Here is a 24756-nt window from a genome sequence, read left to right as displayed (position 1 = left end):
CTGGTGGACGTGCCAGGTGAGTTAGTCTCGTAGCCAAGCTGTGCGTGCAGCTGCGGTCGTTATCGTTGCACCCCGTCCCGCTCACCGTCTTGTTGAGGTAATCATGCCCAAGTCCAAGGTCCGCAAGAAGAATGACTTCACCGTCAGCGCGGTCAGCCGCACGCCGGTGAAGGTGAAGGTAGGACCCTCGAGCGTGTGGTTCGTCGCCTTGTTCGTCGGTCTCATGTTGATCGGACTGGTCTGGCTGATGGTGTTCCAGCTGGCGGCCGTGGGAAGCCAGGCGCCGGCTGCACTCAACTGGATGGCGCAACTTGGGCCGTGGAACTACGCCATCGCGTTCGCTTTCATGATCACCGGTTTGTTGCTGACGATGCGCTGGCACTGATCGACACCCGCGGCGGAATGAATTCATTTTTGGGTTGCCCCGTTACTGCGCCAGCAACATCTTGACCACCCAATCACACGCGTGTGATTTATCCCCACTGTTGATAGCGTCTGTGGATAACTCCATAGGCCGTGGTGGGAGGGCCTGAGCGGCGCATGCAGCAAACACAATGGGAGCCCCGCCTCCCGGGAATCGCTGGTTGTGGGGCCGCAGGCGTTTTGATGGCTATCGCCTCTGTGACCGTGGTCACAGACGTGCCGGGGCGGGTTTTCACCGGGATTGCCGCGGCGGGTCTGGTCTTGTTTGCGGGCGCGACGTGGCGCGCACGACCCAAGCTGGCAATTACGGCAGACGGCCTGGCGCTCCGGGGATGGTTCCGGACGCAGTTATTGCGGCCGTCGGACATCAAGATCATCCGGATCACCGAGTTCCGCCGCTACGGGCGCAGGGTGCGGCTGCTCGAGGTCGAAACGGTCGACGATCGCCTGGTGCTGTTCTCTCGGTGGGACCTCGGGACGGACCCGCTGGAGGTCCTCGACGCACTGACGGCCGCCGGCTACGCGGGCCGAGGCCCGCGTTGACCGGACGGCAGAGCGCCGGGCTTTAGGAGATCGTGATCGACTCGATGACGACCGGCTCGGTGGGGCGGTCGTTGCTGTCGGTGGACGTCGTCGAGATCGCCTCGACAACCCGCTGCGACTCCGGGTCGGTGACTTCCCCGAAGATGGTGTGCCGGCGGTTCAGGTGTGGAGTCTTGCCGACCGTTATGAAGAACTGGGAGCCGTTGGTGCCGGGGCCCGCGTTCGCCATCGCCAGCAGGTACGGCTTGTCGAATTGCAGTTCGGGGTGGAACTCGTCGGCGAACTTGTAGCCGGGGCCGCCGCGACCCGTTCCGGTCGGGTCGCCGCCCTGGATCATGAAGCCCTGGATCACCCGGTGAAAGACCGCGCCATCGTAGAACGGACCGGAGGAGCCGCCCGATGCGTTCTGGGTCGAGTACTCCTTGGTGCCCTGCGCCAGGCCGACGAAGTTGGCGACGGTCTTGGGGGCGTGGTTTCCGAACAAAGCGACTTTGATGTCGCCGCGGTTGGTGTGCAGCGTGGCGGTCGCGGTCTGAAAGGGGCTGTTGGTCACGGCATGAGAGTCTGCCACTCCGCGTGGAGATGCCCGCACCCGGTGTCACCCCGAGCCGAGCCGCGACCGAAAGGGCAGGCGCGCACAACAGTTCCGCCGGCGTCCCTATGCTGGCAGTCTGTTCGAGTACCCGTGAGCCAGTTTGACGACAGGCTTCCTCGGCGGCACAGAAAGGTGGCAGATGAGCGCGAAGGCGGAATCCCGGCTGTCCCCGCGCGAGCGACTCGCTCGCGGGCTGACCTACTCGACACTGGGCCCGGTGGACGTGGCGCGGGGAGTCGTCGGGTTGAGTGCCCAGTCGGCGCAGTCGACCGCAGCGCAGATTCGTCGCAAATATCAAGAGGGGCGCCTGGCCAAGGAACTCGCCGCTGCCCAAGAAACCCTGGCGCAGGAACTGGCGGCCGCGCAGGAGGTTGTTTCGAACCTGCCTCAGGCGCTGCAGGACGCGCGGCGGGCGCAGCGCCGAACCAGGCGTCCGTTGGTGTTCGCGGGGGCGGCCGTGGTGGTCCTCGCCGGCGGCGCCGTCGCGTTCAGCCTTGTGCGACGCTCGGTCCGCGCGAAGCCCCAAGAGCCGCAGTCGCGGCCGCCCAGTGTCGAGGTGCAACCGCGTCCCTAGTACGCAATGGCGGCACGGCCACACCTACGGCATGGCCTCGGCCCACGCGATATGCCCTTCGAAGCCGAGCGTTCTCGCCAAGTCGCGGTAGCGATTCCTGAAGTGCTCGTAAGCGTCGAAGTCACCTTGAGCGCGCGCCAGTGCGGCGCGCATCCGCTGTAGCCATGTCTCATACATCGCCAGGCCTTCAGCGGCTGGCACAGCCGCCAACCGCTCGATTGCGGCCTCGGCTTCGGTGATGTCACTTTCGGTCCCGCGGTCGAGCAGTGTCTCCACCAAGACGCCTGTCGTCAACACACCCCACGAAAGCCCCTGTCCCCCCAGCATGAGATGGTCGACCGCACCGCGCATCAGCGGTATCGCCTCGTCGTGATCCCCGCGGCGCGCCATCTCACGGGCCACATACACATCGAGCATCGGTAGATCGCACAAGAAGTGGCCCCCTTGCCGAAACACTTCGCGCACCTCGGCCAGCAGCTGTTGTCCGCGATCACGCTCGTCGTCCGTGTGGCGGTGCACCAGCGCGAGCCCCAGGGTCAGCCAGGCGACACCCAATTGGAGGTTGTCGCCGGACGGTTGTGCCATCACCAGCGCATCCTCGATCTCGCGCACCGTGGAATCGTCGGGTCGAAGAGCGCCGGCCGGTATTCCGGTCGTGTACACGTAGCTGACGACCGTGACGTAGGAAAGGGAGTCGGCGCCGTGCGCCATGGCCAGGCCGCGCTGCAGATCGTCTCGCCAGCCGGGAAGGCCCAGGGCCCATCGGGCGGTGCCCCGTTGGGCGAATGCGAGCGCCAGGGGAGACCCGAAGAGGAAGTTGCCCTTTGCCGGGTCACCGTCCGCCAGGTCGATCACTCTCTGCGACAACCGATGCATCTCAGCCCATTCGCCGGTCGCGATCTTGGCCCTGATCGGAATGAAGGACAGCCCCACCGTCATATCGGGGTCGCCGATGGACTCGATGAGGGCGATGGCCTCCGAAGCCAGCCGCGACGCCTCGCGCACCCTGTCTTGGAACGCGTGATCCACCACCAGCCCCGCCATCGCAATGGCCAGTGACGCCTTATCCCCCGCGGCGCTGCACAACTTCCGCAGCTCATCGAAGCGGTCCCAGATGTTGTTCACATGCACCCGCCAGGCGATCCCGCACAGCATGGTGCGCGGGGCGATGCGCATGGCCGCCCGCTCCGGGTCATCGGTGTCCATTGCATCGGCGAGCCGTAAGGCACTCTCCCAACCCAGCCGCGCGGCGGCGATGTCGCGGTATCTCGCCCACGTTGCCGCGCGCATGTGCCATCCATAGGCGCCCCGCAAGTCGCCCGCGGCTTCGAGATGTTCGGCGATCAACGCCGCGTTCTGGTCGGCGGCTTCCGGCTCACGCGCCTCGATGGCGCCCGCGAGCCGCCGGTGCATCTTCGCGCGATCGGACCGAAGTTGTGATTCATACGCCACGCTGCGGATCAGCGGGTGGTGAAAAGTGAACTCGGCGCTGGGCGTGAAGCGAACCTGATCGATCAACGCGGCCTTCAGGAGCGGGTCGAGCGCGGGGGAGTTGCCCACCGCGGTCAGTAGTTCAGGCGTGAACCGTGATCCGATCACCGCCGCGGCGTTCAGTGTCTGCTTGGCCTCGACATCCAACCGGTCGATGCGCGCGGCAATCGTGGCTTGCAACGTCGCCGGAACAGTGACCTCGGCCAGATCCGTGCCACAGGTGAAACCACCGCGGTCGCCCTCGAGCACACCGCGCTCGGCCAGCTCGCGCACGATCTCCTGCGCGAAGAACGGGTTCCCGCCGGCCCGTTCGGAGACGAGCGCTTTGATCCCGACGACTGATGGATCGGGGCCCAACAATTCGTCGAGCAGGGCCGCGGCTTCCGACTCACTCAGGGGCGAGAGCGAAATGGTCTGCGCGCCAGGCACACTCGCGAGCCGACCGCTGTAGTCGGGCCGGTAGGTGATCAGCACCATCGACGGCGTCCGGGGGATTACGGTGAGGAACTCCGCCACCATCGAGTCGCTGACCTCATCGATCCAGTGCGCATCCTCGATGACGTAGAGGACCGGTTGGGTACGGGCCAATGACATCGAGTTGATCAGTGCGGTCAGCCGCCGTCGCCGTGCGTCGGGATGGATCGTCGGAGGCGGTGTGTCCGGCTCTTGAATGCCGGCCAGGTCGTAGAGCAGCAGCACGTCCTCGTCGGGGGCGTCGGGGATGCGGGCACGCACCTGTGCCCGCGCCGCCTCGTCGTCGAGTTCGGTTATTCGGAGTCCCGCGCGCAGTAGTCCCGCCGCCGCGACAAAGGGGACGTCGCTGGTGTGTGATTCACAAAAAACCGTTACTACCTCGACGCCACGACGAAGCGCCAGCGCGATGGCCTCATCAGCGAGTCGCGTCTTGCCGATGCCCGGAGGCCCGGCAACGCAGACCACACACCCCCGTCCGTTCATCGATCTATCGAGCAGGCCGGCGATGGTTGCCACTTCCAGCTCCCGACCGACCAAGGCGCCTCGCAAGTCGCCACTTCGTTGCGGCCCGCCGGTCAAGCTGAGTAGGCGGCGGGCCAGAAGTGGGACAGCGCTGCCCTTGACGTGCACCTCCTCGACGTCGCCCAATACGGCGGCCGGCGCGACCAGTCGGGCGGTGGATTCGCTGAGCATCACCCCACCTGGCGGTGCCACCGATTCCATCCGTTGCGCCATCCCGACTTGCTCGCCAATTGCGGTGTAGCCCAACGGGCCAGATCCGACCTCGCCCGCGATCACCTGCCCCGAATTAAGTCCCACCCGCAACTGCAGCTCCACACCGTCGCGCTGTCGGACATCGGTAGCAAGCCGCTTGATCTCGTTTTGAACGCCCAAGGCCGCTAGGCAGGCGCGAAAAGCGTGATCCTCCAGCGTTGCCGGCGCCCCGAACACCGCCATGATCCCGTCGCCGGTGAACTTGTCCACCGTGCCCCCATAGCGATGCACCACGTTGCTACAGCGGTCGACCAGCTCGGCCATGATTTCGCGCAGCCGCTCGGCGCCCACGGCCGCGGCGATGTCCATGGAATGCACCACATCGGCGAACAGCACCGATACTTGTTTGTACTCCGCATGTGCGGCGAGCTCGGGGACGGGCGCGCCGCAACCATGGCAGAACCGCGCACCCTCGAGGAGTTCGGTGCCGCATGCTTGGCACGCTGCTACGGCCGTCATCCGACCCTCCGCCGATCCGGGCCCCCCGCGTTTGCTGGATCCTCAAAGGATAGGCCGTTGGTACTCCACGAGGGAGTGTCACCGCTCACTCGGCGTCCGCGGCAGGAAACTTTGGTGTCGAGCACACGTCAGTCCTTGGCAAAGCAGAACAACCGGTAGGAAGCTTCGCCGTTGGCGAGCCGGCGGTGGATCAATGAGCCCGGCCCACCGGCATAGTCATCAGCAATGCGGCGCAACAGCGCGATGTCCGGCAGACGACGAGTGATTTGGTTGACGAACCGGTTTTGCTCGAGCCCGCGCATCACCTCCGCGTTGATCATCCGTTCCGACACCAGCCGCATGGGAATGTTGGCCAGGTCCGCCTCCCAGGCGTCGACCTCGTCGGCGTAACGGATGTCGGCGTACAAGAACCGCCCGCCCGGGCGCAGCACACGTTCCACCTCGGCGAAGAACTTGGGGACGTCTTGGTAGTTGATCGCGGCTTCGACATTGATCACGACGTCGAAGGCCCGATCGGGGAAGGGCAGGTGTTGCGCGTCGCCCTGGACGAAGTCCAGCCCGGGCAGAGTGTGCCTTTTTCGGCAGAATTCGATTCCGACGGTGTTCAGATCCAGGCCCGTGTAGGAAGCCGGGCGCAGGGTTCGCATCAGGTACGAAGCGCCGCCGCCGTGGCCGCAGCTAACCTCCAGCACGTCCTTGCCCGCGAGGTCCGTCTGCGTGGCTGTGCGGTGGTAGAGCTGAATGGGAAAGCGATCGGCCTCATCGGCCGCCGTCAGCTCGAGGGCCATCGGCGGATCCTCTTCATACCCGTAATTCAGGAACAGCACGTCGTCCCGTATGAGCAGGCGGCTAAGAAAACGGTAGCCGTATTTGAAACGCAAATTCAGAAGCTTCAACGCGACCGGATTGCGATTCAGCCGATCGATGATGCTTTCGATCGACGTACGTTGCAGCCGTCCATCGTCTTTGCCGCATGACCGGCGTGGTGATAACGGCCGAGGTAACCTGACGCCCATGCTCAAGTCTCCCATTCCGGCCCTGCTGCGCGAACGCGCCAGTCTGCAGCCGAATCGGACGGCATTCACCTTTATGAATTATGAGCACGACCCGTCCGGCATCGAGGAAAGCTTGACGTGGTCGCAACTGTATCGACGGACGCTTAACCTTGCGCAAGAGCTTCGGCTTCACGGGTCAACCGGCGACCGCGCCCTGATACTGGCCCCCCAGGGACTCGACTACGTCACCGCGTTTCTCGGCGCGATACAGGCCGGGTTCATTGCGGTTCCACTCGGTGCCGCCAGCGACGAACGCGTTAGCTCGGTGCTGCGCGACGCGTCGCCCTCTGCGGTTCTGACCACGTCCTCCACCGCAGGAAACATCGCGGGCTACCTTGGGTCGAAGTGCGGTGAAACCGCTCCGTCACTTGTCGAGGTTGATCTGTTGGATCTCGACTCGAAGAAGGCGCCGGCCGCGAGGGCCGAGAGTTCAACGGACACGGTGTATTTGCAGTACACCTCTGGATCGACTCGCACCCCCGCCGGGGTTATGGTTTCGCACAAGAACATCTTGGCCAACTTTGAGCACATGAATGCCGGCTTCTTCGGGGATCACGGAGGAGTTGCGCCACCCGATAGCACGATGGTGTCCTGGTTGCCGCTCTATCACGACATGGGTTTGCAGCTTGGGATCATCTTTTCCGTTCTTTCGGGATTTCGTAGCGTGCTCACGGATCCGGTTTCCTTTCTGCAGCGGCCAGCCCGGTGGATGCAATTGCTGGCGCAGAACAGTCGCGCACATTCGGCGGCGCCTAATTTTGCCTTCGAGCTAGCCGCACGAAGAACCTCCGATGATGACCTGGCCGGACTTGACCTTGGCGACGTATCTTGCATTTTCAACGGTGGCGAGCGGGTGCAGCCCGCGACTCTGCAGCGCTTCGCCGAGCGGTTCGGCCGATTCAATCTTCACGACAGAGTGTTACGGCCGTCGTATGGACTGGCCGAAGCTACGTTGTACGTCTCGACCCGTGAAGCCGGTCAACGGCCGGAGGTTGTTCATTTCGACTCCGGGGAGCTGACCGAGGGTCGCGCGAAACGTCGAGCAGGCACTGGCGGCACGGCGCTCGTCAGTTACGGTGTGCCGCGGTCTCCGAAGGTTCGCATCGTTGATCCCGAGAGCCGTATTGAGTGTCCGGCGGGAACGACCGGCGAGATCTGGGTGCACGGGGGCAATGTCGCTACCGGATACTGGCAGAAACCAAGCGAGACTGAGCGCACGTTCGGCGCAACGCTTGTCGCCCGGTCGACCGACACTCCCGAAGGCCCGTGGCTGAGAACCGGGGATTTGGGTTTCATCTCGGACGAAGAGCTGTTCATCATCGGCCGTATCAAGGATCTTTTAATCGTGTACGGCCGCAACCACTCTCCCGACGACTTGGAGGGGACGATCCAGAGCATCGCACCGGGACGCTGCGCGGCTATCGCGGTTCCGGACCAGGGAACCGAAAAGCTCGTCGCCATTATCGAGCTCAAGAACCGGGCCGATCCCATCAACGGGGACGGGAACGGATTCGACGTCGTCAAACGCAAAGTCACCTCTGCAATTTCTGACGTCCATGGGGTGAGCATCGCCGATCTCGTTGTGGTAGCGCCCGGTTCGATCCCGATCACCACCAGCGGCAAGGTCCGAAGAGCGGCCTGTGTCGAGCGCTACCGCCTGAACCAGTTCGACCGGTTGGATGCGTAGGGCCGGGGGCCGGCCGCTCCGGGTCGACTGAGCACTAACCGGGCGCAATGGGGTTGCAATGAAGCTCTCGGACACGCTACGGACCGAAGCCGAGCGCGCGTCGGCAACGATGCGTTACCGCCTGGGCGGCAACGCGTTCCGATTCCTGTGCGAGACGCACCTAGAGCTTCCGCCGCATCCTCCGCGCGGAAGTCGCACCCTCGCGTTGTTTGCCCACTTCGATCCGCAGGGCGTCGTCGATCCGTACGTCGCCTATTACCTGAGGGCGCTACGCGACCAGGGCGCGACCATCGTCTTCGTCTCCGGTTCGCCTACCCTCACGCCGGAATCGGTGGGCTCCATCCGTTCTCTGTGTACGGGCATCTTCACCCGCCGCACACTTTCGTACGATTTCGGATCGTGGCACCTCGCGTGGTGCATTCTCACTCAACGCGGGTGGTCGCTAGATCAGTTCGACCGGTTTCTGGTCGCCAACGACAGCGTCTTCGGTCCGCTCTTTCCCCTGGAAGACATGTACGGCTCGTTTCACGGCGCCGACATGTACGGCGCGGTCGAGAATACCCAGATGATTTCCCATCTCCAATCTTTCTTTCTGGCTTGGGATCTCAACCCGCGCACCCGTGCGTTCCTCAACGATTTCTGGAACGGTTTTCAGTACGTGGTCCATAAGGGCGCGGTCATCTGGCGATATGAGGTAGGGATATCTGCGCGCGCTCGTAAGGCAGGCCTCGCCCTCAACCCGTTCGTCTCCGCCGCCGCCATCGACCTCGCCTATGGCCGCTCTCATATCCGTCCGTGGGCCAGTAAACGGTCCGGCCGCAACAACGGCACCCTGCACTGTTGGGATGGCCTCATCAGGGACTTCCGGTTTCCTTTCCTCAAGACGAACCTGGCGCGCTACGACATGCCGTGGCACGCGTCCATGGCGGACCTGCGCGATGTCATCGAGCGACACACCGACTATCCCTTCCAGCTCATCCAATCGAACGTGGACCGGCTCGGCCGAAAAGCGCCGCCACTGGTCAGTGGCTATGCGCGGCCGATGGCCGGCTGGACACCCGCCGGGCGCACCGAAACTCCCCGCCGGGGAATGCCCGGTTCGAAATGAGCGACACGGGTGTCTCAGAGGCTGCTTAAACCCCCGGCCAACAGCATGATCCCGGCGAGACCGGGTGCGGCGATCAAAAGCCGCCGACGGTGCACGGCGAACCACCTTTGCAGCCTGACCATCGCGAGCTGCGTCTGTGTCGGCGCGACGAGATAACTGACGAGGGGGAGCTCGACGAGAACGAGCACCACGACGGTGAAGATCACCACTGCGCCGAGCTGAGCGCCGATGGCTGCCTTCGACGAGACGATGATGATGAGCACCACCAGATAATCGGCGAGTGGCACGGTCGTGAACAGTCCGACCCCGAACGCCACCCACGGGTTTCCGGCTTGCAACGCGTGCCGGACGCGGGCGGTGACCCGGGCGGCCACGGTCGGTCGGGGCGCTGGCATGGCTGGGGACGACGACGCGCCGTGGTACGCCCACACGCCAGTGGCGATCACCAGCGCAAGCACGCCGACCGCGATTTGGAAGTAGGCGCCCGTGAAGCGCATGACCGCGGTGCGCGCATCTTCCATAACCGTCGGCGGCGAATCTCGCAGGAGTACAAAGGCGCCGACGCCAGGGACTACGCCCGCTGTCAGGCCGCCCCACCAGTAGGCAAGGAGGTTGTGCCGGGGTCGTGGGCGGGACATCAGGATTCCGCCGATGACTAGACGCATCGGGTCGAGCGACAGCCAAAGTGCGATCGGCAGCACCGTCCCCCACATCATCCGACGCGCTCCCCGCTAGCGACCGCCTCCAAGAGATCGGCTGCGGCGGTGACGCTCTCGGCAGGCTTGGTCATCCGGCCAGCGAATTCGCGGGCCCGGTCCGCGTATTGCGGCGCGAGGATTTCGCGGAGATGGCCGACGAGCGATTCGGCGGTGACGCTCACCAGGCGCTGGGCGCGGCCGACCCGCATGCGGGTGACCTGCGCGGCCCACAGCGGCTGCTCGGCCACGTCCCAGAGGATCAGCATCGGGATGCCGGCCCGCAGACCGGCGGCCGTGGTCCCCCCGCCGCCGTGGTGAACCATCGCGCGGCAGATCGGAAGGGTGACGGTGTAATTCAGCGGGCCCACGAGCTTTATGTGGTCGGAATGCGACGTGCAGTGTGGGCCGCCCGCGCCCGAATACACCAAGGCCCGTTCGCCGAGGTCCGCGCAGGCCCCGGCGATCATGGCGATCGCGTCGGCGGGCGACCCGATCGGTGTACTGCCAAACCCGAAGTAGATGGGGGGCGTTCCCGCGGTAGCCCAGGAGGCCACCTCGCCGTCCTCATGCGTCGATAAGTCCATCGTCAGCGCGCCGACGAACGGTCGCCGGCCGTTCCATTCCTTCGCCAGATCCGGAAAACACGCCTCGTCGTACGCCTGGATCTCGAGCGATCCGCGATCCGCCATCCGTTGCGCCGCGGGCGCCCCAGCCCGCGGTAGGCCCAGTTGACGGCGCTGCGTGTCATCGACCTCCTTGGTGATACGCCAGTAGAGCCACCACGCCGTCCTCAACGCAGAGCGGACCAGGGGTGCCGGTGACGGTATCGACGGAAGAGCGAGCTGGCCATTCACGCAGATCGGCATGTGGTGGAGCGCCGCCACTGGAATGTCATAGTACTCAGCCACATTGGCGACGACCCCGTGGTACGTCTGGCCGGTTACCAACAGGTCGGCCCCGTCCGCCACCGAAGTCAGCGTCGCGCTCATCTGCGCCCAACCCTCGGTGAAGAGCTCCTTGCCCGCGCGCACCACGTTGATCGGGTTCTGCGGCTTGAAGGCGTGATGATGGAGATCCGCGAGCGCCTTGACCTGCTCCTGCGAGTCCGGCCCGTACGCGACCGCGGCAAGCCCGGCCGACTCGACAAAGCCGATCAAGTTGGGCGGCACCCCCACGTGTACTTCGTGTCCTCGCCGCATCAGCTCAAGGCCGACGGCGGCGCAGGGCTCGACATCGCCGCGAGTTCCGTGGGCAGCCAAAACGATTTTCATCGGCGCTACCGGCCCCGTCAGTCGTCGTCCGCGTAGGCAAGGTCCGTGACTTCGGTCCGCGCCGCACTCGGACCGCGCCCCTCCAAGACGCGCTTGAATACCGCCGTCAGCGCGCTCAGAAATCGGGTCACGGAATCCCTGGCCACCGGATTGTTCGGAAAATTCACCCATATCGACACCTCGTCGAACAGGCGGATCACCGAGATATACAGATGGGCGGGATCCCTGGGATCGCAGTAGATCTTGACGTTCGCGTTCTTCATGTGGGAAGCGACGGTGGCAGAAAAAGGCGGGAGGCCGGCGTCCATGTAGTTGACCATGGTGCAATTCGGTCCCCACTCCCTGAGCCAGGGCGCCAACTTCAGCACGTCGTTGAACGACACATTCGCGAGATCCAGATTTGAGTCGAAGGACGCCTGCGCGGCGCGCGCGGTCTCCGCAAATGATGTCGGGTCGACGGGGACGGTGAACGGCACCACGCCGGTGAACCACCCCATGGTCGAGAATTCCGCCAGGGTCCTGCGTTTGTCGATCGGTGCGAGGCCGTAATACGTTGTCGTCCCGGTTAACTCGTATTGCGCGAGCGCCACGCAGGCGAACAGCCCGCCGCTGATACGTGCTGCCGCTCGGATGCAAAGCGATTCGAATGCGGCGGTCTGTTGCTGGTCCATCAGCCGCTGGACCACGAGATCACCGCCGGTCGGCAGCGACAAGTCGCCGAGCGGCAGGGGGAAGTCCGGCAGCGTTCCGCCGTTGCGTTCGGCGAATTCGATCCACTTTTGCACCTCAGGCGAAGACGGCGTCAGGCTGGCCAGGTGTTGCTTTTCTCGCACGCAGAAATCATCGTGACTGGCCGGAGGTGGTGACGCGCCGAGCGCACCCCCGGTAATCAAGACGCGGTAGTTCATCACGATCTCCGTGTACAACCCCGAGATGATCGTCGGGTCACAGTGCACGTGATCGACGATCGCGAAGAATGTGAAGTGGTCCGCGCGCTGGATGATGCCGAATCTGAAGCAATCCCATTGCACCGGATCGGGGGTGGACAGCACGAACTGACGCCACTCGGTCGGTGTCATCGCGTCACGCCGGATCGGAACGAACTCGACATCAGCGGGATCCTCGATGGTATGGCGCACAATGCGATCCGCGTCTTCGTATGCGAACCAGCTGTGGTACGTCTTGTGTCGGCGCAGGTGTGCATTGATGACGTGGTTCATGGCGCGGATGTCGCACCGGCCGGGTTCGTCGCCGCACCCGATCACCAGCCGGGCATAGTCGAGTCCGCGGGCCGCATAGCGTTTAAAGCCGCGCAGGTGGGCTTCCTGCATGGCGCTCAGCGGCACATCGCTAATCGGCGCGCGCAGGGCTTTGTCCAGGGAGGCCGGCGATGCTTCCCAGGAGACGATTCTGCCCGACGCCGGCACCCAGTCGTTGACCGTTCCCACGAACAGCCCGCGCGCTGGCCCCGCACCTACGAACACCCTTCCCCCTTGAGTCCGGTTGCGCCGGCACCGAGGTCGGCGGTGGCACTGAGGGTTTCACACAGTAGCCCGGCCAGACCCCGAATCGTGGTGATGTCGTTGGTGGTGACGCGGACCCCCGTTTCCGCTTCGATACGGGTGCGCAACTCAAGGTTGCCCATCGAGTCGAGGCCATACTCGGAAAGTGGGTGATCCGGATCGATGGTGCGCCGCAGAATCAGGCTGACCGCGTCGGAGACCATGCGACGAAGCCGGGCGGGCCAGTCCTCCTGCGGCAGCGCATGCAACTCAACCAGCAATTCGCTTGCGTCTGCGGTGCTTTGGCCGCAAGAGCGGAACAATTCGGCGAAGCTGCTGCGTTGCGCGTAGGCGGCGAACCACGGGGTGCCCGTCAGCCTTGCATACCCGGCGTACGGGCGATCGTGGCGCAGGAGTGCCTGAAACGCGTACGCACCCTCGTCGCCGGTGAAAGCCGTGTCACGCCAGTGCGCGATTGCGGTGCCTTCGCCATCCTGCCCGAGAGCCAAGTCTTCACCGGTCGCCGACCTGAGTTCGGCGGCGCGGCCTACCTCGGCCCATAACGCCCACCCGATCGCGGTGGCGGGAAGTCCCCGGGCTCGGCGCCACCGCGCGAACGCGTCCAGCCAGCTGTTAGCCGCGGCGTACGCCGATTGGCCGGGCGAGCCCACCAGGGCTACCGCCGAGGAGAACAAACAGAACCAGTCCAGGGGAGAGGCGGCCGTCGCGCGATGTAAGTTCCACGCCCCGAACACCTTCGGCGCCCAGTTGCGGTCGACCAGCTCGTCGCTCGTGGTGACGAGCATCGCGTTTTCGAACACCGCGGCGGCGTGCAACACCCCCCGCAACGGCAGGCCGGTGGCAGTCGCCGCCACCACCAACCGGGTCGCCGTGCCGGCGTCCGCGATGTCGCCGCACTCCACCTCGATGTCGGTTCCCATCGCTCGGATGAGTTCGATCATCTCCAACGCCTTGGCATTCGGCCGGGATCGGGAACTCAGCACGATGCGGCCACAGCCGGCCGCGGCCATCTTTTCCGCAAGAAACAGCCCAATGCCGCCCAGGCCGCCCGTGATGATGTAGGAGCCGTCGTTGCGGAAAGTCGGGCTCTGAACGGGCGGTACCACGACGCGGGTGTGCCCGGTCTGCGGCACATCGAGCAGCACCCTGCCCGCGTGTTCCGCCTCGCTCTTCGCGCGGAGAGCCGCGGCGGCATCGCCGAGCGCGTGGTGAGTGGTGTCCGGTAACGGCAATTCCCCCTCTGCCACAAGGCGGTACACCGTGCTCAGCAGCTCGCCCACCCGCTCCGGGTGGCTCTGCGACATCAGCGTCAGATCGACCCCGTGGAACGTGAGGTTGCGATGGAATGGAGGGAGCTCCAGCCGGGTGGTCGCACAGCCATCCTGCTTGCCGATTTCCACAAATCGTCCACCGGCGGCCAACACCTCCAGGCTGGCGCGTTGGGCCGCGCCCGACAGCGAGTTGAGCACAATGTCGACACCGTATCCGCCAGTGTCACGGCGGATCTGCTCCTTGAACTCGATGCGGCGAGAGTCGTAGACATGGTCGATCCCCATGTCGCGCAACAACTCACGCCGCACATCGCTGCCGGCCGTGGCGAAGACTTCGGCCCCCACGGCGCGGGCGATCGTGATCGCCGCCTGCCCCACGCTGCCCGCTGCGGAGTGGATCAGCACACGGTCGCCGGTGGAGATCCTGGCCTGATCGTGTAACGCGTACCAGGCGATGGCGTGTGGAGTGGTCACCGCGGCCGCCTGGTCATCGGTGAGACCCGGTGGCAGCGTCGCTGCCACCCGGGCGTCACAGGTCACAAACGTTGCCCAGCAACCGGTTGCGGAGAACCCGCCGACATGGTCGCCGACCCGATGGGTGGAGACGCCGGGACCGACCGCGGTCACGACGCCGGCGAAGTCCATCCCCAACTGCGGTGCATCGCCATCGCCACCAGGGAGCCGGCCGGCGGCGATCAGGACGTCGGAGAAGTTGATGCTGGATGCGATGACCGCGACCTCGATCTGCCCCGGGCCGGGTGGAATGCGTTGAAACGCGGCTAATTCCAGCGTGTCCAGATCGCCAGGCGTGCGGATCTGCATGCGCATTCCGTCGTGGGGGTGATGCGCCACGGCGGTCCGCCGGTCCTCGGGCCGCAGCGGCCCGGGGGCCACGCGGGCGGTGTACCACTCGCCGTTCCGCCAAGCCGTCTCGTCCTCGTCCGACTGACCCAGCAGTTGTCTGGCCAATTGCGCGGCGTCGGTGTCTTCGTCCATGTCGATCTGGGTGGCGCGCAGGTGTGGATACTCCGTGCTGATGGTTCGCACCAGGCCGCGCAGCCCGGCCTGTTCGAGGTTGTTCACCTCACCCGGCGCAACGGCCTGCGCGTTGCGCGTTACGACATAGAGGCGTGGCGGATCTTGCCCGATCTCCGTGATCCGCCGGGCAATTCGCGCAACATGCCGCACATAGTCCCCGCCGCGCACGGCGCACTCCTCATCGGGGTTGCCGTTTCTCGGGCCGGTGAGGATGACCGCGCCGCGGACGCCGCGGGCACCAAGATGCGCGCCCAACGATTCGGCGTTGGCCCGGTGATTGCCGTGCTGCGGCCAGGTCATGGTGGCGCAGTCGGTGCCCTCGGATTTCAACGCATCGGCCAGGCGGGTCGCCATCACGTCTGCGGTGGCGGACGTGCTGATCAGCAAGAATGATTCCGGTCCGACGTGCTCGAGGTCGGGCAGCGTTCGCTGTGTCCACTCGATGGTCAGCAGTCGCTCGTTGAGCACGCGATCGCGATGGGCTCCCTCGCCGGCCCCGGTGCTGACTTGCAGTCCGCTGACGGCCAGCAGCACTGTCCCATATTCGTCGAGCACCTCGAGGTCCGCCTCCAGCCCGGCGCCGTCGGCGGTGGACACCTTCGTGTAGCAATAGCGCGCGCCGCGGGTCGGTGCGTAGAGCCGGAGACCGCGTACGCGGAGCGGCAACAGCAGGCCGGCGCTACCCGCGACCCGGGCCGCCGGGTGCGCCGCTACCGCTTGAAAACAAGCATCAAGCAACGCGGGGTGCACGCCATAGGCGCTGTGTTGCGAGCGGATGGCACCGGGCAGCCCGACCTCCGCCAGCACCGTGCCGCCCGTATCGTCCGCGCTGTGCGCCGCGGCCAGTCCGGCGAAGGCCGCGCCATACTGCAAACCGTGGTCGTCGAACTGCTGCCGCAACTCGGTCCCCTCCAGCCGGCACGAGTGGGTCGCAAGCAGGGCCGCGACGTCGTATCCCGTTGGACGGTCCTCCCGTCCTCGCGCCCGCAGCACCGCCGTCGCCCGCCGAATCGGCTTGCTCGCCTGAAAGCTCTGCACCGCGAAATCGGCGACGCCGGGCGCGTTTATCGAGGCGTCCGCGGAGACCGGAGTTTCGTGATCCAACAGCAGCGTCGATTCGAAAGTGATGTCGCGGACCTCGCACTCGTCACCAAAGATCGTGCGAGCCGCGGCCAACGCCATCTCGCAGTACGCCGCCCCCGGGAGGACGGCCACGTTGTGTATCCGGTGATCGCCCAGCCACGGCTGGGCCGCGGTTCCGACCTCGCCTTGCCAGACGTGGCGCTCGGGTTCCTCGGGTAATCGGACGTGCGGCCCCATCAGTGGGTGCACCGGGACCGTCCACGCGCCTCGTGCCCGCGAATCCTGCCCGCCCCGGTTCAGCAGCAGTGACCGGTGGGTCCACGCCGGGAGCGGAACGTCCACCAATTGGCCCCCCGGGTAGAGCACCGAGAAGTCGACGGCCGCGCCGGCGCTGTGCAGATCCGCCAGGAAGCCGCGCACCCCGTGCCGAAGTTCCTGTTCGCGGCGCATGGCGCTGAGGGCGGCCAGCGGCATACCGAGGCTGCCCGCGGTCTGTTCGACCGCGTGGGTGAGGAGCGGATGTGGGGCCAACTCCGCGAACACCCGGTAGCCGTCCTCCAACGCCGCCTGCACCGCGGCGGCGAAACGCACCATGTGGCGCAGATTGTCCGACCAATACCAGGCGTCGCACACGGGCCGCTCGCGCGGGTCGAAAGCCGTCGCGGAGTAGAAGGGCACGTCGGGTGTCCTGGGATCGAGCTCAGCAAGGACGTCCGACAGCTCGTCGAGGATCGGATCAACCTGAGGGGAGTGCGAGGCCACGTCGACGGCGATCTCGCGCGCCGGCACGTCGCGCTGCTCCCACGCCGTGACCAGATCCCGCACGGTCTGCGCGGCGCCGCCGACCACCGTGGACTGCGGCGAGGCCACCACTGCCAGCACGACGTCGTCGACGCCGCGAGCCATGAGTTCCAGAAGCACCTGCTCGGCCGGCAGTTCCACCGACGCCATCGCGCCGGAGCCGGCGATCGTCGACATCAGCCGCGAGCGGCGGCAGATCACGCGTACACCGTCCTCCAGCGACAACGCCCCGGCCACGACCGCGGCCGCGGCCTCGCCCATCGAGTGGCCGATCACGGCCCCTGGCCGCACCCCGTAGGCCCTCATCGTGGCCGCCAGCGCGACCTGCATCGTGAACAGGGCGGGCTGGATCCGATCGATCCCGGTGACGGTTGCGGGCGCCGAAATCGCTTCCGTGACCGAGAATCCCGACTCCCGTTTGATCAGGGGCTCCACCGTGGCGACCGTCGCGGCGAACACCGGTTCCGTCGCGATCAATTCCGCGCCCATCGACGCCCACTGCGAGCCCTGGCCGGAGAACAGCCAGACCGGTCCTCGATCGTCCTGCCCAACCGCCGGCTGATAGGGGAAGTCGTCGGCGGAGACGCCCCGCAGCCCCTCGGCCAGCTCTTCGAGGGTGCCGGCGATTACCGCCGTGCGCACCGTCCGATGCGCCCTTCGCCGGGCAAGCGTGTACGCCACGTCCGACACCGCGAGCTCCGAGGCGTGTTTGTCGACCCAGTCCGCGAGCCGCCCAGCGGTGTCCCGCAGCGCGCCGGCCGACGTGGCCGACACCGGAAAGATCAGCGGGCCGTCGGTCGCCGGAGCCGGCGGCACGGCGCCCGCTGCGGCCGGTGCTTGCTCCACGATCGCGTGCACATTGGTCCCCGAGAACCCATACGACGACACCGCCGCTCGGCGTGGTCCGGCCTGGCCGTTGCTGGGCCACGGCGTGTTAGCCTGCGGCACAAAGAGATTGGTTTCGATTCGGGCCATTTCGTCGGGCAGCTGGTTGAAGTGCAGGTTGCGCGGGATCACGCCGTGCTGCAGCGCCAGGACGGCCTTCATCAACCCCAGGGCCCCGGCGGCCGACTGAGTGTGCCCGAAGTTCGTCTTGACCGACGCGAGCGCGCACGGCCCGTCGGCCCCGTACACCTCCGCCAAGCTGGCGTATTCGACGGGATCACCCACCGGGGTGCCGGGACCGTGCGCTTCCACCATGCCGACCGTGCCGGCGTCCACGTCCGCCGCCGCCAACGCCGCCCGATACGCCTCCACCTGCGCGGCCCGTGACGGCGTCACGATGTTCACCGTGTGGCCGTCCTGGTTCGCGGCCGTGCCGCGGAGCACCGCCAAGATCCGGTCGCCGGCGCGCAAGGCGTCCGGCAACCGCTTGAGCAACAGCACGACGGAGCCCTCGCCGGCCACGAATCCGTCGGCGGCGATGTCGAACGCCCGGCACCGTCCCGTCGCGGACAGCATTCCGATGGCAGAACCCGAGCAGGATTTGCGCGGTTCGAACGACACGGAGGCGCCACCCGCCAGTGCAATGTCGCTTTCGCCGTCATGCAAGCTGCGGCACGCCATATGTACCGCTGCCAGCCCCGACGAGCAGGCCGTATCCACCGTCATCGCCGGACCGCGCAGACCCATCGTGTAGGCAACGCGCCCCGAGCCCATGGCGAAGCTATTGCCCATGTAGCCGTACGGGCCCGCCAGCGCGTTGGCGTCGGCGTGCACGAATTGGTAGTCGTCGTGCATGAGTCCCATGAAGACGCCGGTGCGGGAGCCGGCCAGTGTCTTTGGAGTCAGACCGCCGTGCTCGATCGCCTCCCACGAGGTTTCCAGCAGCATGCGGTGCTGCGGGTCCATCGCGGTCGCTTCGTTGTCGGTGATGCCGAAGAACTCCGCGTCGAAGCCGGCGACGTCATCGAGGAACGCGCCCCATTTGCAGACGGACCGACCGGGCACACCCGGTTGGGGATCGTAGAACTCGTCGACGTCCCACCGGTCCGGTGGAATTTCGGTGACGAGGTCGTCGCCGCGCAGCAAGGCCTCCCACAACTGTTCTGGAGACTCGATGCCTCCGGGCAGGCGGCACGCCATGCCGACGACCGCGACGGGGGTGGCTATCGGGTGCGGAGACATGGCCCGCCCCGCGCACGCACCCTTGATGTTGGCCCGAACAATGCCGTTTCCTCCTCACAGCAAAGGCGGAGTCGCGCAGTCGGCTGCCTATCGCCGGATAGCAACCTGTCGGGTTGTCGGCTGCCTGCTGCGACGTAGATATCGAGGATGTGTGGTTTAGCGGGGGCTTTCTCGCTGGTCAACCGCTTCGCAGCGGCTACGACTTCTTCGGCACGCGATCAGTGCTTACACATTAGCGGGATCGCTATCGATCCGGGACGCAAAACCCGCGCCAAATTGGGCCGGGCGGCGAGTTACGTCAAACGTTGGCTTGCCTGGCCTTGGGCGCGGTCGGTCCGCTCGCGATCTGTGGAGCCTAGGGGAATCGAACCCCTGACACCCGCCTTGCAAAGGCGGTGCTCTACCAACTGAGCTAAGGCCCCTCGACGTGACCGGGTGGCTGACCCGTAGTGTCGTCCACCGCCACGTGCCAGACCTCGACCCCGCGTCGGGACCACGCCACCGCCGCCACCACAGCGATCAGTGTGATTGGCAGGGCAAGTCTTACGCAACGTCTTGATGGACACATGGTTGTGGGCCTAGGAGGACTCGAACCTCCGACCTCTTCGTTATCAGCGAAGCGCTCTAACCGCCTGAGCTATAGGCCCGTACACGCGTACGGCCGAGCGACGAGATTACCGCAATTGCCGCCCCACCCCCAAAAACGCTAGTCGCGGTCGGCCAACGTCACCTCGATGCCGCCGATCAGATCGGTCGCCAGGTTGTAAACGAACGCGGCGATGGTGGCCATCGCCGTCAACAACACGATGTTGACCAGGCCGATCAACACAGCGCCGCCGAAGATGGTGCCGCTGGAGACAAGTTCGCCGCTGCTGCCGCTGGTGTTGTTCAGCAGGTCGCCGACGTTGCTGTTCAGCTTCGACCACACGCCCATGCCGCCGAGGACGAGGTACAAGAACGCCACGGCGATCATCCAGACGAAGAACAACGCGACCGAGAGCAACAGCGAGACCTTCAGCGTGCTCCACGGGTCGATCCGGCGGATCTGCATGCTAGCCCGCACAGGTCCGCGCGGGCGCCGCGACACCTGGGTGCGGCTCTCGCGGGTGTCGCGGCTCTCGCGGCCATCCCGGTTCTCCGCGGCCGTCGACCGCCCCGATCCTGAGAGGCTCGACGATTCAGGCGTGCGGTCGGGTGGCGCCTTGCGCTGCGGGCTTCGCGGCATCGGGCCGGACAGGTCCGGCAACTCGCTGGCGTACGCCTCCGCCGGCGGTCCGTCACCACGCCCCTGCGGGGGGTCGCTGTCGTGCGGCGGGTTGTTGGCTGGTGGCGGGGAGGCGGCGCCCGGCGCCGCAGTGCCGGAGATGAACCGGTTCAGCCGGGCCTCGACACCACTGGGCGGGCCTGACGGGCGCGCCTCGGTGGAGGGCTCGGTCTGCCGTTGCGGCGCCTGCGGGGGCCGGGCACCGCCACGCTGCCAGGGCGGTGAATCCCCGGCGTCCGGGCCGCGGCCGGCCGGTGCGGGCGGCGTCGCGTGGCGCGCGCCGCCCCGCTCGGCCGAGCCATCCCCATTCAGGCCGTCGCCCGGTTTGGGGGCGCCCGGCTCGTTCGGTGAGGTCACCCCGACTCCTTAGCTCTCCTGCCACGGCCGTGGAGGCGTCGCATTTTGTCTGGTCGGGCCGAGTCTAATTGCCCGGCCGTTCGTCGAACCGCCCGGATTGTCACCGGCTAGCTGTCAGCGTCCGCGGCGCCTTCGGCTTCCTCCACGACTTCGTCCGCGTTCTCCTCGGCGTTGCGCGCAATGGCCAGCAGCGTGTTGTCCTCACCGAGGTTCATCAGGCGCACACCCTTGGTCTGGCGTCCCGCCTTGCGGACCTGCCTCGCCGCCGTGCGGATGACCCCGCCTCCTGAGGTGATGGCGTAGAGCTCGCTGTCATCGTCGACGATCAGCGCCCCCACCAACTTGCCGCGCCGCCGGTCGTACATCACCGTCAGCACGCCCTTGCCGCCGCGGCCCTGCACCGGATACTCCTCGATCGCGGTGCGCTTGGCGTAGCCGCCGGACGTCGCCACCAACAGGTACGTCCCTTCGCGAATCACGTTGAGCGACAACAGGTAGTCGTCGGTGTTGAATCGCATACCCTGGACGCCGGAGGTGGCGCGACCCATCGGGCGCAGCGCCTCGTCGGTCGCCGAGAACCGGATGGATTGCCCGTTGGCCGACACCAGTAGCAGGTCATCGTCCGACGAACACAGCACCGCGCCGACGAGCTCGTCGTTGTCCCGCAGGTTGATCGCGACGATTCCACCCGATCGGTTCGAGTCGAAATCGGTCAGCTTGGTCTTCTTGACCAGCCCGTTGCGGGTGGCCAGCACCAGGTACGGGGCGTCCTCGTAGCTGCGGATCTGGATGACCTGAGCGATGCGCTCCTCGGGCTGGAAGGCCAGCAGGTTCGCGACGTGCTGACCGCGTGCCGTTCTGGACGCCTCCGGCAGCTCGTAGGCCTTCGCGCGATAGACCCGGCCCTGCGTGGTGAAGAAGAGGATCCAGTCGTGCGTCGAGCTCACAAAGAAGTGCTTGACGATGTCGTCCTGCTTGAGGCCGGCGCCCTGCACGCCCTTTCCGCCACGCTTCTGGCTGCGGTACAGATCGGTCTTGGTGCGCTTGGCGTAGCCGGTCTCGGTGATGGTGACGACGACGTCCTCCCGGGCGATCAGGTCCTCGTCGCTGACCTCGCCGTCGGCCGCCACGATCCGGGTGCGCCGGTCGTCGCCGTGCTTGTCGACGATCTCGGCAAGCTCGTCGCGCACGATGCCGCGCTGCCGCTCGGGCTTGGCCAGGATGTCTTCCAGGTCGGCGATCTCGGCCTCGATCTTGGCCAGGTCGTCGATGATGCGCTGGCGCTCCAGGGCCGCCAGGCGACGCAACTGCATGTCGAGGATCGCCTGCGCCTGGATCTCATCGATGTCGAGCAGCTCGATCAGCCCGGCCCGGGCGATGTCGACGGTTTCCGACGCCCGGATCAGCGCGATGACCTCATCGAGCGCGTCGAGCGCCTTGACCAGGCCGCGCAGGATGTGGGCGCGTTCGTTGGCCTTGCGCAGCCGATAGGTGGTACGCCGGACGATGACGTCGAGTTGGTGCGCCACGTAGTGGCGGATCATCTGGTCGAGCCGCAGGGTGCGCGGCACCCCGTCGACAATGGCCAACATGTTGGCGCCGAAGCTGGTCTGCAGCTGCGTGTGCTTGTAGAGGTTGTTCAGCACCACCTTGGCCACCGCGTCGCGCTTGATCTCGACGACGATGCGCACACCGACCCGGTCGCTGCCCTGGTCCTCGACGTTGGAGATGCCGGCCAGCCGGCCGTCGCGAACCTGCTCGGCGATCGAGGTGATGAAGTTGTCGTGGTTGACCTGGTAAGGCAGCTCGGTGATCACCAAAGACGTTCGGCCCCTGGCCTCTTCGACCTCGACCACGCCGCGCATCCGGATCGACCCGCGGCCGGTCTTGTACGCATCGGCGATGCCCTGGCTGCCCACGATCAGGCCGGCGGTGGGGAAGTCGGGACCTTTGACGCGCTCCATGCAAGCGGCCAGGGTGGCTTCCTCGTCGGCCTCGTGATTCTCCAGGCACCAGAACACGGCCTCGGCCAGCTCGCGCAAGTTGTGCGGCGGGATGTTGGTCGCCATGCCGACCGCGATGCCGCCGGAGCCGTTGGCCAGCAGGTTGGGGAACCGGCTGGGCAGCACCGTCGGTTCCTGGACCCGGCCGTCGTAGTTCGGGATGAAATCGACTGTCTCCTCGTCGATTTCACGCAACATCTCCATGGCCAGCGGGGTCAGCCGCGCTTCGGTGTTATGGCTGACAAAACCGTTAGTGAGGAATGCATGGTCATCGGTGTCAACGCGCAGGCTGTACACCGGCCGCACGCCGGCCTCGGTCACCGAGGCAACCCGTGCGTAGTAGAACCGGCCATCGGTCAAGTCCGTGGCGATGGCACGGACGTCGGGGTCGGCGATGTGCGCCAGGATTTCATCGCGGCGGGTCCGCCAATGCTGGATCCGGTCCACGTTGTGGCGGTTGAGCCAGTCCCGCTCGGTCCAAAGCCCGCCCGCAAACTTCCGGATGAACGCTGCCAGCCCCGGAACATGGTCTGCATCCCTGCCCGCGCAACTCGGCATGGCGGCCAAGATCGTGGTCAGCTTCGTCCGTTTGGTCCCGCCAAAACCGATTTGGGTTGCGAACAATTCCGCGGAAGCTCGATTGGTGATTACGACCTTATGCTCGCCCACCGCATGGCGATAACGCTTAGCGACGACACCGAACTCCAGGAGCATTTGTTGCACGTCGACTGCCAGCCGTTCGCTGCGTGTCGAGTAGGAAATCTGGATCGTGTTGCGCGGGAGCGCCGAGCACGATCCATCTCCCTCGAAAAGTGCCTGCAGGAAGGCGCGCTTGACCCCTGCCGGGGATTGCCATAGCCAGTTGGGCACGGACTTGTCGGCCGACCTCTGCCCGGAGAGCTTGCCCAGCCGCGTCTTCCTGAGGTCCGTCAGGTTGTGGATGTCGAGTTCGTGCAGCAACGAGCCCGAAGCGATGGTCCGCGAAGACACGTAACGACGACCGCCGACGACTGCGTCGTACGCGCCGACAACCATGTCGAAGTAGTCGCGGTCAAGGTTGTTGAATCCTGCCCGCGTTTCCGACACGAAGCCCTCGCTGATGAACGCGCCCAATAACAGCGCTTCCATCACGTCGTGCCACTCCGCCGGTCCAAGCTCCACCGGCGGAGTGCGCTGCAGGACGACGTGATCGTCCGGACGGATTTCGTCGATCAGCTTCCACAACAGCGTCGGCGCGCCGGCGATGTCGACCAGGCAGAGCAAGGGATGATTCGCCGTGCCAGTGACTTCATAACCTTCCGCCGTCCGCACCTTATAGGTCTGGTGCTCGCCAGAATGGAACAGGCGGTCGGCGACAACGGGATTGCCGTGGCGGTCGAGAACCTTGAGTTCGACCTCGTTGTCCGAGTTGGGCGACGCGTCCGGAACGACATCGCCTATGCGCACCGATTGCCCAAATGGCAAGCGCACCAGAGTATCTGCGGACACGCAATACCGCATCGCCGCTGGCGGGTCGTTGCCCGGCGAGCCGAAGTTGCCCTGGCCGTCGACAAGCGGATACCGCAGCGACCATGGCTGCGCCATGCGCACCAGGGTGTCGTAGATCGACGCGTCGCCGTGGGGGTGGTAGTTACCCATCGTCTCGGCGACCGAGCGCGCCGACTTGGCGTGGCTGCGGTCCGGGCGGAACCCCGAGTCATACATCGCATAGAGCACGCGGCGATGGACCGGCTTGAGCCCGTCGCGCACCTCGGGCAGCGCGCGCCCGACGATCACGCTCATCGCGTAGTCGATGTAGCTGCGCTGCATCTCCTGCTGAATGTCAACCGGCTCGATGCGGTCGCCTGCCTCGTCGCCAGGCGGCAGCGTGGTGTCAGTCATCTATTCCCCTTTGTGGGTTGGCGTGCCTGACGAGTACGTCAGACATCCAGGAAGCGAACGTCTTTGGCGTTGCGGGTGATGAAGCTGCGGCGGGCGTCGACGTCTTCACCCATCAGGATCGAGAACAGTTCGTCGGCCGCGGCGGCGTCGTCCAGGGTGACCTGGCGCAGCACCCGCACCGACGGGTCCATCGTGGTCTCCCACAACTCTTTCGCGTCCATTTCACCCAGACCCTTGTAACGCTGGATGCCGTCCT

Annotated in this window: 14 protein-coding genes, 2 tRNA genes and 1 pseudogene; 5 read left to right on the top strand and 12 right to left on the bottom strand. The window is 66.0% G+C overall.

The window, feature by feature from the left end; genetic code table 11:
• Nucleotides 1–103: 103 nt before the first annotated feature.
• Entirely contained in the window at nucleotides 104–385 is a 282-nt protein-coding gene (gene crgA / locus BRW65_RS24200) for a cell division protein CrgA (RefSeq protein ID WP_067756253.1), read from the top strand.
• A gap of 155 nt (nucleotides 386–540) precedes the next feature.
• Nucleotides 541–966 carry a PH domain-containing protein gene (locus tag BRW65_RS24195; protein ID WP_073878997.1) on the top strand — a complete coding sequence of 142 codons (426 nt, stop codon included), beginning with the start codon at nucleotides 541–543 and terminating at the stop codon, nucleotides 964–966.
• A 22-nt stretch (nucleotides 967–988) separates the two neighbouring features.
• Here the strand turns inward: BRW65_RS24195 and BRW65_RS24190 are convergent, their stop codons facing one another.
• Nucleotides 989–1537 (bottom strand): peptidylprolyl isomerase, encoded by a 549-nt coding sequence (locus BRW65_RS24190; RefSeq protein WP_067756256.1) that lies wholly within the window; start codon nucleotides 1535–1537, stop codon nucleotides 989–991.
• Nucleotides 1538–1700: 163 nt separating this feature from the next.
• Here BRW65_RS24190 and cwsA point away from each other — a divergent pair, with 163 nt between their 5' ends.
• The gene (gene cwsA / locus BRW65_RS24185; protein ID WP_073878918.1) at nucleotides 1701–2135 is read left to right on the top strand and encodes a cell wall synthesis protein CwsA; all 435 of its coding nucleotides are present in this window, start codon (nucleotides 1701–1703) and stop codon (nucleotides 2133–2135) included.
• Nucleotides 2136–2159: 24 nt separating this feature from the next.
• Here the strand turns inward: cwsA and BRW65_RS24180 are convergent, their stop codons facing one another.
• Both BRW65_RS24180 and BRW65_RS24175 read right to left on the bottom strand, forming a co-directional pair.
• Nucleotides 2160–5333 carry an AAA family ATPase gene (locus BRW65_RS24180; RefSeq protein ID WP_073878916.1) on the bottom strand — a complete coding sequence of 1058 codons (3174 nt, stop codon included), beginning with the start codon at nucleotides 5331–5333 and terminating at the stop codon, nucleotides 2160–2162.
• A gap of 128 nt (nucleotides 5334–5461) precedes the next feature.
• On the bottom strand, nucleotides 5462–6349 hold the full coding sequence (locus BRW65_RS24175; RefSeq protein ID WP_084187952.1) for a phthiotriol/phenolphthiotriol dimycocerosates methyltransferase: 888 nt from the start codon (nucleotides 6347–6349) through the stop codon (nucleotides 5462–5464).
• Between BRW65_RS24175 and BRW65_RS24170 the strand changes: the two genes are divergently transcribed.
• Nucleotides 6348–8075, top strand: coding sequence for an AMP-binding protein (locus BRW65_RS24170; RefSeq protein ID WP_073878914.1), 1728 nt, complete (start codon nucleotides 6348–6350; stop codon nucleotides 8073–8075). The two genes, BRW65_RS24175 and BRW65_RS24170, sit on opposite strands and share 2 nt — an antisense overlap.
• A 58-nt stretch (nucleotides 8076–8133) precedes the next feature.
• On the top strand, nucleotides 8134–9183 hold the full coding sequence (locus BRW65_RS24165; RefSeq protein WP_073878912.1) for a rhamnan synthesis F family protein: 1050 nt from the start codon (nucleotides 8134–8136) through the stop codon (nucleotides 9181–9183).
• Between the two features lie 14 nt (nucleotides 9184–9197).
• Here BRW65_RS24165 and BRW65_RS24160 read toward each other — a convergent pair whose 3' ends face one another.
• From BRW65_RS24160 to BRW65_RS24120, 9 genes and pseudogenes are all read right to left on the bottom strand, one after another.
• The gene (locus tag BRW65_RS24160) at nucleotides 9198–9899 is read right to left on the bottom strand and encodes a GAP family protein (RefSeq protein WP_084187950.1); all 702 of its coding nucleotides are present in this window, start codon (nucleotides 9897–9899) and stop codon (nucleotides 9198–9200) included.
• On the bottom strand, nucleotides 9896–11152 hold the full coding sequence (locus BRW65_RS24155) for a glycosyltransferase (RefSeq protein WP_073878908.1): 1257 nt from the start codon (nucleotides 11150–11152) through the stop codon (nucleotides 9896–9898). Before BRW65_RS24155 ends, BRW65_RS24160 begins: the two co-directional genes overlap by 4 nt.
• 17 nt (nucleotides 11153–11169) lie before the next feature.
• Nucleotides 11170–12579 (bottom strand): acyltransferase, encoded by a 1410-nt coding sequence (locus BRW65_RS24150; RefSeq protein WP_244168185.1) that lies wholly within the window; start codon nucleotides 12577–12579, stop codon nucleotides 11170–11172.
• 47 nt (nucleotides 12580–12626) lie between these two features.
• Entirely contained in the window at nucleotides 12627–18995 is a 6369-nt protein-coding gene (gene pks2, locus BRW65_RS24145) for a sulfolipid-1 biosynthesis phthioceranic/hydroxyphthioceranic acid synthase (protein ID WP_073878906.1), read from the bottom strand.
• Nucleotides 18996–19344: 349 nt separating this feature from the next.
• Nucleotides 19345–19417 (bottom strand) — tRNA-Ala (locus BRW65_RS24140).
• Nucleotides 19418–19568: 151 nt separating this feature from the next.
• Nucleotides 19569–19642, bottom strand: a tRNA-Ile gene (locus tag BRW65_RS24135).
• 59 nt (nucleotides 19643–19701) lie between these two features.
• The gene (locus BRW65_RS24130) at nucleotides 19702–20616 is read right to left on the bottom strand and encodes a DUF3566 domain-containing protein (RefSeq protein ID WP_073878905.1); all 915 of its coding nucleotides are present in this window, start codon (nucleotides 20614–20616) and stop codon (nucleotides 19702–19704) included.
• A 107-nt stretch (nucleotides 20617–20723) separates the two neighbouring features.
• Complete coding sequence (gene gyrA / locus BRW65_RS24125; RefSeq protein ID WP_073878904.1) at nucleotides 20724–24500, bottom strand: intein-containing DNA gyrase subunit A; 3777 nt, start codon at nucleotides 24498–24500, stop codon at nucleotides 20724–20726.
• 38 nt (nucleotides 24501–24538) lie between these two features.
• A pseudogene (locus BRW65_RS24120) lies at nucleotides 24539–24756 on the bottom strand (DNA topoisomerase IV subunit B); the annotation flags it as partial.

It is taken from the genome of Mycobacterium paraffinicum, assembly GCF_001907675.1.
Classification (GTDB): domain Bacteria; phylum Actinomycetota; class Actinomycetes; order Mycobacteriales; family Mycobacteriaceae; genus Mycobacterium; species Mycobacterium paraffinicum_A.
This window is presented reverse-complemented; position numbering and strand designations above follow the sequence as displayed.